13 protein-coding genes are annotated in these 15,345 nt (G+C 72.6%); 8 read left to right on the forward strand and 5 right to left on the reverse strand.

Annotation, left to right across the window (positions count from 1 at the left end):
* The first annotated feature begins 108 nt into the window (after positions 1–108).
* Positions 109–1,965, forward strand: a complete 1,857-nt coding sequence (locus ACFWOG_RS04760) for an acyl-CoA dehydrogenase (protein ID WP_380354826.1) — start codon at positions 109–111, stop codon at positions 1,963–1,965.
* Positions 1,966–2,173: 208 nt separating this feature from the next.
* Here the strand turns inward: ACFWOG_RS04760 and ACFWOG_RS04765 are convergent, their stop codons facing one another.
* Positions 2,174–3,001, reverse strand: coding sequence for an oxidoreductase (locus ACFWOG_RS04765; protein ID WP_380354829.1), 828 nt, complete (start codon positions 2,999–3,001; stop codon positions 2,174–2,176).
* Positions 3,002–3,095: 94 nt separating this feature from the next.
* On the opposite strand from ACFWOG_RS04765, the gene ACFWOG_RS04770 reads away from it, so the two are divergent.
* The 3 genes from ACFWOG_RS04770 (at position 3,096) to ACFWOG_RS04780 (ending at position 4,989) form a co-directional block, all read left to right on the forward strand.
* Positions 3,096–3,551, forward strand: coding sequence for a MerR family transcriptional regulator (locus tag ACFWOG_RS04770; RefSeq protein WP_380354831.1), 456 nt, complete (start codon positions 3,096–3,098; stop codon positions 3,549–3,551).
* Between the two features lie 180 nt (positions 3,552–3,731).
* Positions 3,732–4,106 carry a hypothetical protein gene (locus ACFWOG_RS04775; RefSeq protein WP_380354833.1) on the forward strand — a complete coding sequence of 125 codons (375 nt, stop codon included), beginning with the start codon at positions 3,732–3,734 and terminating at the stop codon, positions 4,104–4,106.
* 136 nt (positions 4,107–4,242) lie between these two features.
* Positions 4,243–4,989, forward strand: coding sequence for a phosphotransferase family protein (locus tag ACFWOG_RS04780; protein WP_380354836.1), 747 nt, complete (start codon positions 4,243–4,245; stop codon positions 4,987–4,989).
* 207 nt (positions 4,990–5,196) lie between these two features.
* Here ACFWOG_RS04780 and ACFWOG_RS04785 read toward each other — a convergent pair whose 3' ends face one another.
* Together ACFWOG_RS04785 and ACFWOG_RS04790 are read right to left on the reverse strand one after the other, a co-directional pair.
* Entirely contained in the window at positions 5,197–5,973 is a 777-nt protein-coding gene (locus ACFWOG_RS04785) for a MerR family transcriptional regulator (protein WP_380354838.1), read from the reverse strand.
* 4 nt (positions 5,974–5,977) lie between these two features.
* On the reverse strand, positions 5,978–6,124 hold the full coding sequence (locus ACFWOG_RS04790; RefSeq protein ID WP_380354840.1) for a hypothetical protein: 147 nt from the start codon (positions 6,122–6,124) through the stop codon (positions 5,978–5,980).
* A 174-nt stretch (positions 6,125–6,298) separates the two neighbouring features.
* On the opposite strand from ACFWOG_RS04790, the gene ACFWOG_RS04795 reads away from it, so the two are divergent.
* Both ACFWOG_RS04795 and ACFWOG_RS04800 read left to right on the forward strand, forming a co-directional pair.
* The gene (locus ACFWOG_RS04795; RefSeq protein WP_380354891.1) at positions 6,299–7,531 is read left to right on the forward strand and encodes a serine hydrolase domain-containing protein; all 1,233 of its coding nucleotides are present in this window, start codon (positions 6,299–6,301) and stop codon (positions 7,529–7,531) included.
* A gap of 418 nt (positions 7,532–7,949) precedes the next feature.
* Positions 7,950–11,417 carry a tetratricopeptide repeat protein gene (locus ACFWOG_RS04800; RefSeq protein WP_380354842.1) on the forward strand — a complete coding sequence of 1,156 codons (3,468 nt, stop codon included), beginning with the start codon at positions 7,950–7,952 and terminating at the stop codon, positions 11,415–11,417.
* A 239-nt stretch (positions 11,418–11,656) separates the two neighbouring features.
* Here the strand turns inward: ACFWOG_RS04800 and ACFWOG_RS04805 are convergent, their stop codons facing one another.
* Positions 11,657–12,274 (reverse strand): RICIN domain-containing protein, encoded by a 618-nt coding sequence (locus tag ACFWOG_RS04805; RefSeq protein ID WP_380354844.1) that lies wholly within the window; start codon positions 12,272–12,274, stop codon positions 11,657–11,659.
* Positions 12,275–12,306: 32 nt separating this feature from the next.
* Positions 12,307–12,945 carry a hypothetical protein gene (locus tag ACFWOG_RS04810; RefSeq protein ID WP_380354846.1) on the reverse strand — a complete coding sequence of 213 codons (639 nt, stop codon included), beginning with the start codon at positions 12,943–12,945 and terminating at the stop codon, positions 12,307–12,309.
* 483 nt (positions 12,946–13,428) lie between these two features.
* Between ACFWOG_RS04810 and ACFWOG_RS04815 the strand changes: the two genes are divergently transcribed.
* Positions 13,429–14,631, forward strand: a complete 1,203-nt coding sequence (locus ACFWOG_RS04815; RefSeq protein ID WP_380354849.1) for a sensor histidine kinase — start codon at positions 13,429–13,431, stop codon at positions 14,629–14,631.
* A complete protein-coding gene (locus tag ACFWOG_RS04820; protein ID WP_329875976.1) occupies positions 14,628–15,230 on the forward strand; it encodes a response regulator transcription factor in 603 nt (200 codons plus the stop codon). The genes ACFWOG_RS04815 and ACFWOG_RS04820 overlap by 4 nt, the downstream gene beginning before the upstream one ends.
* Positions 15,231–15,345: the final 115 nt, after the last annotated feature.

The raw sequence follows: 15,345 nt of genomic DNA on the forward strand, positions 1-15,345 counted from the left end.
CGGTCCGCAGACCGGGCGGGCGGTCACAGGCAGGCAGGGAACGGCCACCCCGGGTGACCTTGATCACAACACCGTGTCATCCGCGAGGGGCGAGCCATTAGTGAGAACATGATCCCGATTCCCGGCACCCGCAGTGCCGACGCCGAACCCGGCACCCCCGACCCCGCCGTCACGGAGCTGCGCCATCTCCTCTTCGGGGCCGACCGGGCCCAGGTGCACGGCCCCTGGCAGGAGTTGGCCACCGACCCGTCGATGCACCGGCAGCACGAGACCGATCTCTCCGACCAGCTCGACGCCTCCTACCGGCGTCTGCGTCGTCTGAACCGAATCACCGATCCCTTCGAACTCTCCCGCGACCCCTACCGGCTGACGGCCCTTCACGAGTGGACCGGCCCACTGGACGGCGCACTCACCGTCCTCGCGGGCATTCACTACAATCTCTTCCTCGGCAGCCTGCTCGACCACGATCCCCACCCCAAGCGGCCGTTGACCGAGTACGCCGCCATGGACCGGATCGGCACCTTCCTCTGCACCGAGCTCGCGCACGGCAACGACGCCACCGCCCTGGAGACCACCGCCGCCTACGACCCGGCCGACCGCACGTTCACCCTGCACACCCCGCACGTCGGCGCCCGGAAGTTCATGCCCAACACCAGTCTGGCCGGCGGCCCCAAGTCCGCCGTGGTGGCCGCACGGCTGCTGGTCGAGGGCCGCGACCACGGCGTGTTCCTCTTCCTCGTCCCGCTCACCGACCACCGGGGCACCCTGCCCGGGATCACCGTGCGACCGCTGCCGCTGCGCCCGGGAAGTCCGGTGGACCACTGCCTGACCTCCTTCGACCAGGTCCGCCTGCCGTACGAGGCGCTGCTGACCGGCGAGCAGGGCCGGCTCGCGGACGACGGCACCTTCACCAGCGCGGTGGGCAGCAAGCGGAAACGGTTCCTCACCGGAATCGGCCGGGTCACCCTCGGCAAGCTCTGCATGAGCGCCAGCGGGATCGGCGCCGCCCGGGCCGCGCTGGCCACCGCCGTCCGCTATGCCCACCACCGCCGGGTGACCGGTGCCCGGCCGGACCGCCGGGTACCCGTGTGGGCGCACCGCACCCACCACGGTCCGCTGGTCGAAGGGCTCGCCACCGCCTACGCGATGACGGCACTGCACCGGGTGGCGACCGCCCGGTGGGCCGAGCGCGACCGCACGGACCCGGAGGCCGTCACCGTCGCGGAACGCCAGGTCGCCGTGGCGAAGGGCTGGATCACCTGGCAGGCGCGTGCCCTGCTGATCGAGTGCCGTGAGCGCTGCGGGGCCCAGGGCCTCCTCCCCGTCAACGGAATCGTTTCCGCGGCCATCGACGTCGAAGGGACGATCACCGCCGAAGGTGACAACCTCGCGCTCTGGGCGAAGACCGGGGCCGAACTGCTGCTCGACCGGGATCCGCCGCCGGCCGGCGCCACCGAGGGCAGCCTGAGCGACCCGGCCGTCCGTCAGAGACTGCTGCAGACCGCCGAGCACCTCCTGCTGGTCCGCGCGCGGGCCCGGCTTCGCGAGGCACCCGCCGGCGACGGCCTGCGCCGCTGGAACGCCGCCGCTCCCGCCGCCCTGGACGCCGTCACCGCCCGGGCCGAGCACCAGGCCGGGGCCGCCCTGCTGGCCTGGGCGGTGCGCGCCACCGATCCGCAGGCCCGCGCGGCGCTCCTGGACCTGCACCTCGTGTTCACCCTGCGGCGTCTCCAGGCCCGCAGCGGCACGCTGCACGGTGAGCGGCACCTGACGGCCGCCCGGCTCGACGAGTTGCCCGACCTGATCGAGCAGGCCATCGCCCGGCTCGCCGACCAGTCCCTCACCCTGGTCGACGCCTTCGATCTGCCGGAACGATTCTTCGCCCTGCGTCCGATCGCCAACGCCGACTACCAGGAGGCCTTCGAGGACGCACCTGCCCACGGGGACCTCACCGTGGGCGCCTGACGGAGGATGTCTGGCGGAGGGCTCTGACGGCACGCGGCCGTCCGACAGCGGAACGGCCCTCGCCAGGCGCCCCTGGGAGGGCGCCGGGCGAGGGCCTCGCGCGTCCACCGTCCGGCATCGTGGGGACCGGTAGAGGGGGAAGCCCCGGGCGCTCAACCGACCGGGCTCGGCCGTCGAGCGGGCGGCGGCCGGGGCGACCGCTCGTCCGTCAGACGGAGGTGGAGAGTGCTACGTGGCGCCACTGGTCGAGTTCACGCCGTACAAGATCCAGTTTCGCCTCGACACGCTCGACCGCGTCTGCGCCCAACTGCAGGCGCAGCGGAGGCTCGGCGGTCTCGGTGACGTCCACGACGGCTCTGGCGGCCTTCGCCGGGTCGCCCGGCTGCCGGCCGTCGTTGTGGACCAGTGCCTCGCGCACCGGTCCCGCGGCGGTGCTGTAGTCGGCGATGGTGGCCGGCTCGATCCGGAGGCTGGCGCTGCCCAGGAAGTCCGTGCGAAAGCCGCCCGGCTCGATGATCGTGACGCGGACTCCGAGGGGGGCGAGTTCGCCGTGGAGTGCTTCGGAGATGCCTTCGAGGGCGAACTTCGACGCGCCGTAGAGGCCCGTCGCCGGCGCGGTGGCGAAGCCGGCCACGGAGCTGATGTTCAGGACATGTCCGGATCGCTGGGCGCGCAACGTCGGCAGGGTCGCCCGCAGCGTGTTGAGCACGCCGAACACGTTGACGTCGAACAGTGCCCGAGCGGCCTGGTCCGAGGTCTCCTCGATCGCGCCGACGAGTCCGTACCCGGCGTTGTTGGCCACGACGTCGATCCGGCCGAACCGGGCGAGCCCGGCCTCCACAGCGGCCGTCAGCTGCTCCGGTTCGGTCACGTCCGCGTTCACCGCCAGCAGTCCGTCCGGCTGGTGCGGGTACGCATCGAGCACCGCCGACACGTCCCTCGCTGTAGCGATCACGCGGTGTCCCCGGTCCAGAGCCTCGCGGGTGATCTCCGCGCCGAGCCCCCGCGATGCCCCGGTGACAAACCAGATACTCATGCTTCTCCCCTGTTCCGTCGACCCGACGGGCCGACGGCTCGACGCTAGACCCTAGAGTCGGGTCTAGATCAACAGCTGGGTGAGGGGGGCGCTCATGGACCTGAGCATCGGTGAGGTGGCGCAGCGCAGTGGGCTGAGCGTGCACGCGTTGCGGTTCTACGAGCGGGAGGGCCTGTTCGCCAACCCGGTACGCCGTCTGTCCAACGGCCGCCGGATCTATCACGAGGAGGATCTGGGATGGCTGGCGATCTGTACGAAGCTGCGTTCCTCCGGCATGTCGCTGGCGATGATCCGGCAGTACATCGAGCTGGTCCGCCAGGGCACGGGCAACGAGCACGAACGGCTCGAACTGCTGCGCCGGCACCAGGACCACGTGGAGGCCCAGGTCCGGGAGCTGCAGGAGACCCTGGACGTGATGCGGCACAAGGTGCGGATCTACGAGGAGCATGTCGCCCGGGGCGAAGCCGACCGGCTCTGGAACCCGTCCCACCCGGATGCCGGGGCCTGCTCGGAACCGGTGGATCGGCTCCGTGAGGTCGCACCCTCCTGAGCGATCTTCCCCGCCGGGCCCTGGCGTCGGACCGGGCGGGGAAGCCCGGGCCGATCGGGAACGTGATCGCCGGTGCCCTGGGAGGAATGGTTCGCCGGGACCATCCGGGCAGGCGGTTGAGTGGCCTCCTGCGTGGTCAGGACACTAGGTTCGACGTTGATCAAGGGGGTGGGACCGGGCATGACGGTCGACGGCAGATGGTTCGTGTTGGTCGAGGAGAGCTACGAGGGCAGGACCGACGACGGCGGCACCTCCTGGCGGCTCGGCCGCCAGGAGGAGGCGGGTACCTTCGAGCAGGCCCGGGAGGCGGCCGTGGAGACCGCCCGGACCTTCCGGCCCGGGGGCTGGCTGGGAGACCACTGGAACCCGCACCACGGGCGGCGTATCTACCAGTTGACGGACCGGTCCTGGCTGGTGGAGGTCACGCAGGGGCACCAGAGGAGAACGTTCCGGGTCACCCTGGGCAACCTCGTCGAGGTGGTGGCCGAGACCGAGCCCGCGCCCGTGGCCGCTCCGAGGAGGAAGGGCCTCTTCGGCCGCGCTCAGGGCTCCTGACAGAGGTGGTGGGCCTGAGCCGGTCAGCGGTCGGTGTCGTGCGCGAGGCCGCCGGGTAGCAGGACCTGGTCGGCCGCGTCGTCGCACGCGACAAACCTGGCGACGTCGGCGATGGTCCCCGGGATACTGGTCGCCCATGGATGAGGTCAAAGTCGTTGTCGCCCATCCCGAGCGCGCCACCCTGCGCGTCGGCGACGTGTTCCTGAAGGTGGACGCCGATCAGGCGCGCGTCGACGTCGAGGTCGAGGCGATGTCCCTCGCGCCGGTTCCGACCCCCGAGGTCCTGTGGCGCAAACCGCCCGTCCTCGCGATCGCCGCGCTCCCGGGGACGACGCTCGGGCGCCTCGGTGGGCCGTCGACCGGGTCGTCGGCGGCGTGGGCCGCGGCGGGCGCCGCCATCCGGAAGCTGCACGACGCACCGCTGCCGCCCTGGCCCGGCCGGGCCGGCCGCGGCACCGCCGCGCTGGCGGCCGAACTCGACGACGAGTGCGAGCTGCTCGTGACGAAGGGTCTCCTGTCCGCTGACCTGGTCACCCGCAACCGCCAGGTCGCCGAGGCCGCGCTCCGGCCGTGGACTGCGGCGTTCACGCACGGCGACCTGCAGATCGCCCACGTTTTCGTCGACGGCGACGAGGTCACGGGCATCATCGACTGGTCCGAGGCGGGCCAGGGTGATGCCCTGTACGACCTCGCCACCTTCACGCTCGGACACGAGGAGCACCTCGACGACGTCGTCGCCGGCTACGGCACCGACGTCGACCTCGACGTGATCCACGCGTGGTGGTCGTTGCGAAGCCTGCTGGTGGTTCGCTGGCTGATCGAGCACGGCTTCGACCCGTTCGCGCCGGGATGTGAGGTCGACGTGCTGAGATCCCGGATGTGAGGCGGCGCGGACCCGACTACTGCGCAGGCGTTCCGACGCATGCGCAGGCCCCCCCGGGGGGCGCATCGCCTGCCCGTACTGACGACGCCGGGCGCCGACGTAGAGCGGGGCGCCGTCGCACCGGGGCCGGCCGTCCGGCAGCCGACCAGGTCCGGAGGCGGCGGGGTACGGCGTACCTGCCGCGGTGTCAGTCCTACCGGTCGGCCGTCACTGGTGCGGGATTTCGATGCCGGCGGCGCGCAGGTGCGCCTCGACCAGGGTGTTCAGCCGGGCGATGGCCGGCTCCTGATCCTCCCGGTGGTGGTTGATCAGTCCGTACCGGGCGGAGGCGTCGGACCGGCGCCGGGAGCCCGCCGGCACCTCCAGCAGCGCGCGGCCGGCCAGGAGCTTGTCGGCCATCGAGGTCGCCAGCTCCTCGATCCGCGGGTCGTCGGGGTGCCAGGACGCCACCTCCAGGCCGCGCTTGGTCAGTTCGACGAACTCGGGATCGCCCAGTCCGCGTTCGAGCCTGGTCAGGAAGGTGTCGAAGACCTCCGGGGCCAGCGCCCGGGCCAGCACCAGGGCCTCCCGTTGCGTGGCGACGTAGTCGGGGCCGAAACCGAGGGCGGCGAGCCGGTCCAGGACCGCGCAGGCCCGGTCGGGCAGGAGGGCGCGGTCGCCGTGGGCGAGCCGGTGCAGCGTGTCGCGTCGCGCGATCAGGTCCTCGACCTGTGCGGTGAGCCGGCGGTGGACATCGTCCAGGGCGGCGGCGAACCGCTCGGGAACGGCATCGAGCAGCTCGCCGATCTCGGCCAGCGGGACGCCCGCTCCGGCCAGGGTCCGGGCCTGGACCAGCCGGAGGAGGTCGGCCGACCCGTAACGCCGGTAGCCGGAACCGTCACGTTCCGGCTCGGCGACCAGGCCGAGCCGGTGGTAGTGCCGCACGGTCTTGATCGTGACGCCGACGAACGCCGCTGCCTGACCGATCGTGAGCCCGCCTGCCATCGGCTCAACGCACCCGCAGATCGTGGGCGGCCGTGTCCCCGGGCGCCGCGCCCTCGCGAGCCGCGTCGGCGCGGACGTCCTCGGGCACGGTCGAGCGGTGGCCGCAGGCGGCCTTCGCGCTCACTGTGAGCTGGGGGTTGCGGATGATCACAGAGGTGAGGGTAGCGCGCGTCCGCTCCCGTTCGTCTCCCGCCCGCCCCCCCTAGGTGTCGCGTTGACCTTGACCTTGGGTCAAGGTGCACGCTCCTTCCAAGGCCGCCACGAAGGGGCCGGGCAGCCACCGGGGCCGCCGTGGAATCGCACACCGTGGACAAGGGGATTCATGATGGCAAGGGACGACAGCGGCTTCTCCGAGGCAGGGCTGCGCCGGCTGCACGACGTGCTGGCACGGCACGTCGAGTCCGGGAGGATTCCCGGGCTCGTCGCCCTGGTCAGCCGCGACGGCCGGACGCACGTCGAAGCGCTCGGGACCATGCGGCACGACGGGGGCGCGCCGATGCGCCGGGACACGATCTTCCGGATGGCGTCCACCTCCAAGCCGGTCACGACGGCGGCAGCGATGATCCTGCTCGACGAGTGCCGGCTTCGGCTGGACGAGCCGGTGGACCCGTGGCTCCCCGAGCTCGCCGACCGCCGGGTCCTGAAGCGGCCCGACGGCCCGCTGGAGGACACCGTGCCCGCGCGGCGGCCGATCACCGTACGGGATCTGCTGACCTCCACGTTCGGGCTCGGACTGGACTTCGATCTGCTGGAGTCCCCGATCCGGGCCGCCACCTTCGAACGCCTCGACTACAGCGTGGCGTCCGGCCCGGCACCGGACCCGGACGAGTGGATGCGCCGCCTCGGGGAACTGCCGCTGTCGTACCAACCCGGAGAGCGGTGGCAGTACGACCTCGGCAACGAGGTACTCGGCGTGCTGGTCTCCAGGGTCACGGGTCGGCCGTTGGAGACGTTCCTGCGCGAACGCGTCCTCGAACCGCTCGGGATGAAGGACACCGCCTTCCACGTGCCCGCCGAGAAGATCGACCGGCTGCCGCCCCTGTACGGGCCCGACCCGCAGACCGGGGAGTTCCACGTCTGGGACGAGGCGGAGGGCGGACGGTCCAGCCGGCCCCCGGTCTTCCAAGGTGCCGGCGGCGGGCTGGTCTCCACCGTCGACGACTACCACGCCTACTTCCGGATGCTGCTCGATCACGGGGTGCACGGCAGCGAACGGGTCCTGTCCCGGTCCGCCGTCGAGCTGATGACCACCAACCGCCTCACACCCGGGCAGCAGGCCTCCCGGGACGCCATGTACCGGAGCATCGCCCACATGACGGTCGGCCAGGGGCAGCAGGGCGGCTGGGGTTTCGGGATGGCGGTGCGCACCCACCGGAGCGACTACGCACCCGTCGGTCAGTTCGGCTGGGACGGCGGTACGGGCACCACCGTCCACGCCGACCCGGACGACCGGCTCACCGGAATCCTGCTCACCCAGGTCGGGATGTCCACCCCGGACTCGGCGCGGCTCATCCACGACTTCTGGACCACGCTCTACCAGGCCACCGATTCCTCCTGAGGATCCCGAGCGGCCTGCGGGACGGCCTGCGGGACGGGCGACGGGACGGCTTCGTCGCACCGCCCGTCCCGCAGATCGCACCCGTGCCCGGGGGACGGCACCTGGGCCGACGCCGTACTGAGCGTCCACCCCGGCCGGAGCCGAACCCGTCGTGCCGCTCCCCGCAGCGGCCACGGGCTCGGCGGATCAGCTGCGGGAGCCCGGCCCGGGGTCCTACGGTGTTCGCATCGGCGTGACCGTGCGTCAGGTACACAGGACGGGTTCGGTCGGGGTGGAAGAGGAACGGGTGGCCGCCGTGACCGGGCCGAGGGGGCCCGGTCACGGATCGGGGTCGGGGTCGGGGTCGGGATACGCGGTCGGTGGCCGGCTCGTCCTGACCTCCGCCCACGTCACCGGACCTGTCGGCACGAGGGTGGAGGTGTTCCACCCGGGCGGTACCGGCAGCGCGGGCGGGCGCGTGGTGTGGGCCGGCACACCGAAGGAGCGTGACGACGCCGCACTGGTCCTGGTCGACGACTCCGAGCACTGGCAGCCGCCGACCGCGCCCGTCCGGTGGGGGCGCACGGTCACCAGACGCCCTGGCGCGCGGTGCGAGACCTGGGGCGTACCGGACGAGGCCCAGCGCCACGGCCGTCCGATCGAGGCCTCTCAGCTACGCGGGGAGGTGAACCCGGGCAGTGGCTTCGTCGGTAACCAGTACGTCATGGACCTGCGCACGCCCGTGTCCGGGTGGCGCGGCGGCGGGACGTCGCCGTGGGGCGGCCTGTCCGGCGCCGCGATGTTCTGCGACCGCCACCTGACCGGCGTCGTGGCCGCGGATCGGAACCACTCCGCCCACGGCCGGCTGAACGTCGTCCCGGCCTACGTCCTCCACCACGACCCGGCGTTCCGCGCCGCCCTGGCCGAGCACGGTGCCGGCCCGGTCGGGGGTCTGGAGCCGGTGGAGTTCCAGGACCTCACCGACCGCGCCGGCTCTCCTGCCGGCCGGCCCGTTCCTGCGACACCGGCGGCGCTGCTGGAGGCCGGGCGGCAGACCGTTCCCTTCCACGGCCGCGAGGACCTGCTCGCCGAGATGACCGCGTGGTGCGCGCTGGGCGGGTTCGGAGTGTGGCTGCTGCACGGTCCGGGCGGTCAGGGCAAGACCCGCCTCGCCCACCACCTCGCCCACCTGCTGACTGCCGACGGCTGGGCGGTGCTGTGGCCGCGGGCCGCCGCCACGACAGCCCAGCTGCTGGACGTGCGGCGGGCGGCGAAGCCGGTGCTGGTCGTCCTCGACTACGCCGAGACCCGCCCCGAGCAGCTCGGGGCCCTGATCGAAGCCGCCGCCGAACACCCGGGGACCAGCCCCCTCAGGCTGCTCCTGCTCGCCCGGACCGCCGGCGACTGGTGGCAACAGGCCACCACCGCCACCCGCCAGGCCGAGGACCACCTCGCCACGGCCCGCACCCACCGCCTCACCCCCCTCGAAGACGACCCCGGCCGGCGGGCCGGCCACTACCGCGAAGCCGTCCACGCCCTCGCCACGGCCCTCCCCCTCGTCCACGGCCTCGCCGGACACGACTGGACCGCGGCCGCCGACTCCCTGCCCGTGCCCCGGCACCTCGGCCACGATGCCTACGGCAACGCCCTCACCCTCCACATGACCGCCCTCGCCGACCTCCTCGACGCCACCGGGCCCGAACCCCGAATCGGCGGACCCGGACCGGCGGGAAACGGCGGGACACACGGGCGGGCACAGGACGTCGAGGACCGGCTGCTCGGCCACGAGAGCCGGTACTGGCGCGACAGCGCCACCGCCCGTGGCCTCAGCCCCGCCTTGAGCACGGCAACCCTGAAGACCGCACTCGCCGCCGCCCACCTCGTCGGCGCCGGCGACCGCGAACACGCCGACCGGCTCTGGCGACGACTCCCGGCACTCGCCGACCAGCCCCGCGACCGCCGCGACCAGGTCACCGCCTGGCTCGCCACCCTCTACCCCGCCGACGCCGCCCCCGGCGGGCCGCCCTGGGGATCACTGCAGCCCGACCGCCTCGCCGAGCGCCACATCGGCCGCACCCTCGACACCGACCCCCGTCTCGCCGACCACCTCCTCACCGACGCCGACGAAGGCCGGGCCGTACAGCTCCTCACCGTCTACAGCCGCGCCGCCGCCCACCCCGTCTTCCACCGGCGCCTTGAGAACCACCTCACCGATCTCTGTCTGCGCCACGACCGGCAGATGGCCCGACACATCGTCACCACCGCCATCCGCACCGACCACCCGGGGCCCCTGATCGCCGCCCTCGACGCCATCACCGGTGATTCCAGCACCCCACCCCACCGTCTCGCCGGGCTCTACGGCCTACTCCCCCACGCCAGCCAGCGTCTTGCCTCCACCGCGGCCCGCCTCTGCCACGAACTCGTCGAACACCACCGCACCCTGGCGGCAACGGACCCCGGCGTCCACCTCCCCGACCTCGCCATGACCCTCAACAACCTCTCCGTCCGGCTGGCAGAGGTGGGCCGGCGGGACGAGGGCCTCACCGCGATCGAGGAAGCCACCGACCACTACCGCACCCTCGCGACGGCCGACCCCGGTGCCCACCTGACCAACCTCGCCATGGCCCTCAACAACCTCTCCGTCGAACTGGGTGGTGCGGGCCGGCTGGACGCTGGGCTGGCCGCGATCGAGGAAGCCACCGCCCACTACCGCACCCTCGCAGCGGCCGACCCGAGCGCCCACCGACCCGACCTGGCGATGGCCCTCACCAACCTCTCCGTCCGGCTGGCGGACGTGGGCCGACGGGACGAAGGGCTGGCAGCCGCCGCTGAGGCCACCGCCCACTACCGCACCCTGGAAGCGGCCGACCCCGGTGCCCACCTGCCCGACCTCGCCAAGGCGCTCAACAACCTCTCCGCCCGGCTGGGAGCCGTGGGCCGACGGAACGAAGGGCTGGCAGCCGCCGCTGAGGCCACCGCCATCCGCCGCACGCTGGTCGCGACGAATCCCGACGCCCACCTGCCCGACCTCGCCAAATCCCTCACCAACCTCTCGGTCGGGCTGGGCGAGGTCGGGCGCGGAAGCGAGGGACTGACCGTCGCTGCGGAGGCCGTCGGCCACTACCGTGCCCTCACCAGCAGCAACCCGGGCGCCCACCTGCCCGACCTCGCCATGGCCCTCACCAACCTCTCCGTCCGGTTGGGCGGTGCAGGTCGGTGGAACGAAGGGCTGGCCGCGATCGAGGAAGCCACCGCCCGCTACCGCACCCTCGCAGCGGCCAACCCGAGCGCCCACCGACCCGACCTGGCGATGGCCCTCAACAACCTCTCCATCCAGTTGGGCGAGGTGGGTCGGTGGGACGAAGGGCTGGCCGCGATCGAAGAAGCCACCGGCCACTACCGCACCCTCGCAACCGCCAACCCCGACGCCTACCGACCCAACTTGGCCCTGACCCTCGTCAACCTCTCCACCAGGCTGGGCGACGTCGGCCGACAGGACGAAGGCCTGGCCGCCGCCGCTGAGGCCACCGGCCACTTCCGCACCCTCGCAACGGCCAACCCCGACGCCCACCGACCCAACCTCGCCAAGGCCCTCAACAACCTCTCCACCCAGCTGGGTGGTGCGGGCCGGCGGGCCGAAGCGCTGGCCGCGATCGAGGAAGCCACCGGCCACTACCGCACCCTCGTGGCGGCCGACCCGAGCGCCTACCTACCCGACCTGGCGATGGCCCTCAACAACCTCTCCGTCGAACTGGGGGGTGCGGGCCGCCGCGAAGAAGGCCTGGCCGCCGTCCGAGAAGCCGTCGCCATCCGCCGAAGCCTCGCTCAGGTCTACCCCGCCCGCTTCGAAATCGCTCTGCAACAGTCCCTGGACGTGGCCGAGTGGCTCGAAGGGCTCGAACCGTAGCGCAGAGGAACAGCACACGCTCGGGGCAGCACTCCCGCCGGTCGGAGCGACCTGTCGGCCGTCGCCCGCTGATGCCACCGTCACCACTCGGTCAGCGACGAGACCGGCGGCGTTGCGACGATCACGCGAATCCGCCGCCGCCGTCGTCATCACCTCGACCCCGTGACCGGGGCTAACGGGCCACGGGTGGGGCCCGGGGGCCGGCTGTGCGGGCCGGGCCCCCGGGTGGTGTGGGGCCGTCAGCCGGCAAGGTGCTCCAGGGTGAAGACGGTTGCCCGGTAGGAGTACTGGGCCACGGGCGAACCGGCGGAGCCGGCCGGGTCGGCGACGGTGGCGAAGCTCCCGCTGTGCGCGATCCGGAGAAGTACCTCGCTGGAGCCGGGCGAGGTGTGGACCAGTGTGAAGAGCTGGTTGAGGTAGATCCACCCCGAGCAGTCGAACACGTTGAAGTTGGCGCCGTCGGCCAGTCCCTCGGTCGTGTCGTTCGGGTTCTGCTTCCAGACGCCCAGGCAGGTGTTCTCGTTCTGCCGACTGCGGAAGATGAAGATCTGGTTGTCGGCGTTGTAGTGGCACATCTTCCACTGCTGGTGGTAGCCACCGCTGTCGGGGCTCTGAACGGCCTGCCCCCAGGGGCTGGCCTGGTTCCTCTCCACGAGCTGTCCGAAGGGCGTCTTGATCCGGTAGTAGCCGTCGTCGCAGACGTAGCCGTGCCACTCGCTCGACGCCGGACCCCGGGGCGCGGCCGACGCGGGGCCGGCGAGCAGGGTGAGGCCGGCCAGTGAGGCGAGGGCGGCGGCGCCGAGGGCGCGCAGCGCCGTGCCCCGGCGGGTGGTGGGGTGGCGCAGTGGGTTCGTCACGAGGTCCTCCGTCGTCAGGTCGGTGGGCACGGTCAGCAGCTGCTGATGAGGAGTTGGGCCGCCCGGCGCACGGTGCCGGCCGGTTGGACGGGGGCGCAGCCGACCGAGCCGATCTCCGGGGACTCGTAGGTGGTGAAGGTCCCGGGGCTCGACGAGGTGGTGACCCAGATGCCGGTGGTGGGGCCGGTCTGGGCGCAGATGCGGTTGACGTACTGGCCGGTGACGACGCGGGTCCCACGGTAGAGGCCGTACCGTCCGGGCGAAACGAGGTTCCAGGTGTCGCTGACGGTCTGGGTGGTGGTGCTGGAGGTGGTCTTCTGGACCGAGAAGCCGATCTTGACCTCGACCTTGGCGAACAGCGCGCTCGCGCTGGCGGTGATCTCGGTCCTGTTGTCGACGGTGGTGGTCACCGAGCTGACCCGGCTCAGGGTGTCGCTGTGCTGTCCGGTGGTGCCCGCGGTGACGTTGTAGATGAGGAAGTCGGTGACGAGGGGCGTGACTTGCAGGTTCAAGGGCTCCGTGGTGGCGTGGTCCACGGCGGGGTTGCAAAGGGTCGGGAGGGGGTCGGCATGGGCGGCGGGAGCGGTGCCCAGGCCCAGCAGGCCCACCGCGACGGCGGTGGTGGCCGAGGCGGCGACGGTGCGCAGGCGCGCCTTGCGGGTGGTGGTCATCTGTGTTTCTCCAGCGGTCGCGGAAACAGGGATGAGACGTGCGCGCGACGACGAGTGCGCGCACACGCCTCGTACAGGAGCAGGAAGGTCATGCGCGTGCGTATGCGTCATTGGCGATGCTTCGGGCCTCGCAGCAGTGCCGCTGCCGTGGTGAGGCACACGACGGCAGCGGCGCTCTGCGTGAGGCGGGCCTCTGTGTCCAGAAGCTTGAGGACCCTGGTCAGGATCGGTTCCTCGGAGATCGCATGCGCGGGACAGGAACCGGGGTCGGGGTCCGTACCGGCCGGCGGTCGGTACGCGCCCGGACCGTGGACCTCCGCGGTCCGGGTGAGGAAAAGTCTCGTCGTGGCGCACCGGGCGCCGGTAGTGGCCGATGCCACGAGCCGGGCGGGCCGTGTCATGGTCGGCCGGTGACAACTGTCATGACGTTTGGCTGGTTCGGCCACAGACAGACGGCGACGGCGGACTCTAGGCTGACCGGAAATGATCATCTCACCTGCGGGGCCCAGGACGGCCGAGCCGGGGCGGCTGGGCCGCCTGACCTGCTGGACGCTGCTCGCCCTGGGCCCCCTCTGGCTGCTGCTGGCCGCGAACGACCTCGCGTTCAACCTGGGCACCAGGACCCAGGTCATGGCTGCTCCGGTGCTGATCGCCGTCGCGGTCCAGCACACGCGTCTCATCCGCCGGGCGGTCCCCGTCGGCCGCGCGGGCCGGGCCCCCCTCCACGGCTCCGCGACCGCCGGAGGGCGGTGGAGCTTCCTGCTGCTGGCCGCGGCGATCGCGATGTGGGGCGAGATGGCGGACCGCCCGTACACCGCACTCGACTGGGCCATGCTGCCAGGGGCCATGGCGGCGGCGCTGGCCCTGTCCCTGCCCGCCCGGGCGCGCCGCCGGCTGCTGACGGCGGTCGCGGTGGGCTGCGCGGTGCTGGGCGAGGCAGTGGCGCAGTGGCGTCACGACCACCCCGAACTACTGCCCGGGGTGCCGGCGGCGACCGGCGCGGGGATGGTGCTGTTCATCGCCGGGGTGGAGTTGATGCTGGTCCGGCTGTGGCGGGCGGTGCTGGAGGCCGAACACCTCCGCGAGACCACGGCCACCCTCGCCGTGGCCGAGGAGAGGCTGCGGTTCGCCGCCGATCTGCACGACCTCCAGGGCCACCGGCTCCAGGTCATCACGCTCAAGGGCGAGCTGGCCGAGCGGCTGATCGGCCGCAGCGACCACGAGGCACGCACACAGGTCCGGGAGATCTCCGAACTGGCCCGCAGCGCACTCGAGGAGTCCCGGGCCGTCGTCCACGGCTACCGGCGAGCCAGCCTGAGTACCGAACTGACCAACGCCGCGGGAATCCTGGAGGCCGCCGGGATCACCACCACCATCGACGGCGACGCCGCACGCATCCCCCACCAGCTCCAGCCGGCCTTCGCCGCCCTGGTCCGCGAGGGCGTCACCAACATCCTCCGCCACAGCCGCGCCCGCCACTGCCGCATCACCATCACCGCCGGCCCGGGCCGGGCCCGCGTCCTGCTGCGCAACGACGGAGCCCCCTCACGCCCGGCGGAGCCCGGCAGCGGCCTGGCCGGACTGCAGGAACGCTTCCACGCCATCGGCGGGTACGTACGCATCGCCACCCAGCCCGACGGCCACTTCGAACTGACCGGCCACAGCCACCGGGAGACCCCCGAGTGATCCGCATCCTGCTCGCCGACGACGAGGACCTCACCCGCGGCGCCCTCGCCGCGCTCCTCGGCCTCGAACCCGACCTCACCGTCGTCGCCCAGGCCCCTGACGGCCCCACAGCGGTCGAAGCCGCCACCCGCCACCCGATCGACATCGCCCTCCTGGACCTGGAGATGCCCCACCTCGACGGCATCTCCGCCGCCCAGGCCATCCACCGCCACCGCCCCGTCCCCACCGTCCTCGTCACCCGCCACGCCCGGCCCGGGGTGCTGCGCCGCGCTCTGGCCGCGGGCATCCACGGCTTCGTCCCCAAGACCACCCCCGCCACCCGCCTGGCCGCGATCCTGCGCGACGTCCACGACGGCGGCCGCTACATCGACCACCAGCTCGCCACCCACGCCCTCACCGAAACCCCCTGCCCCCTCACCCCCCGCGAACTGGACGTGCTGCGCGCCGTCCACCACGGCCAGGCCATCAGTGCCCTCGCCACGGAGCACCATCTCGCTCCCGGCACCGTCCGCAACTACCTCTCCGGTGCCATCACCAAACTCGCCGTCCGCACCCGCCACGAAGCGGCCCGCCGCGCCTGGGAGGAGGGGTGGATCTGAGCGCGTGCGGGGTGCCTCCGTCCGATGCGACGTACTGTCGGTGCGGGTGACTACGGTGGCACCGGGAGCGCGGCCCGCGTTCCCGGCCTGCACGTGTCCCCGCCTGCCGGGCGAG

Source organism: Kitasatospora sp. NPDC058406, assembly GCF_042722765.1.
GTDB lineage: Bacteria > Actinomycetota > Actinomycetes > Streptomycetales > Streptomycetaceae > Kitasatospora.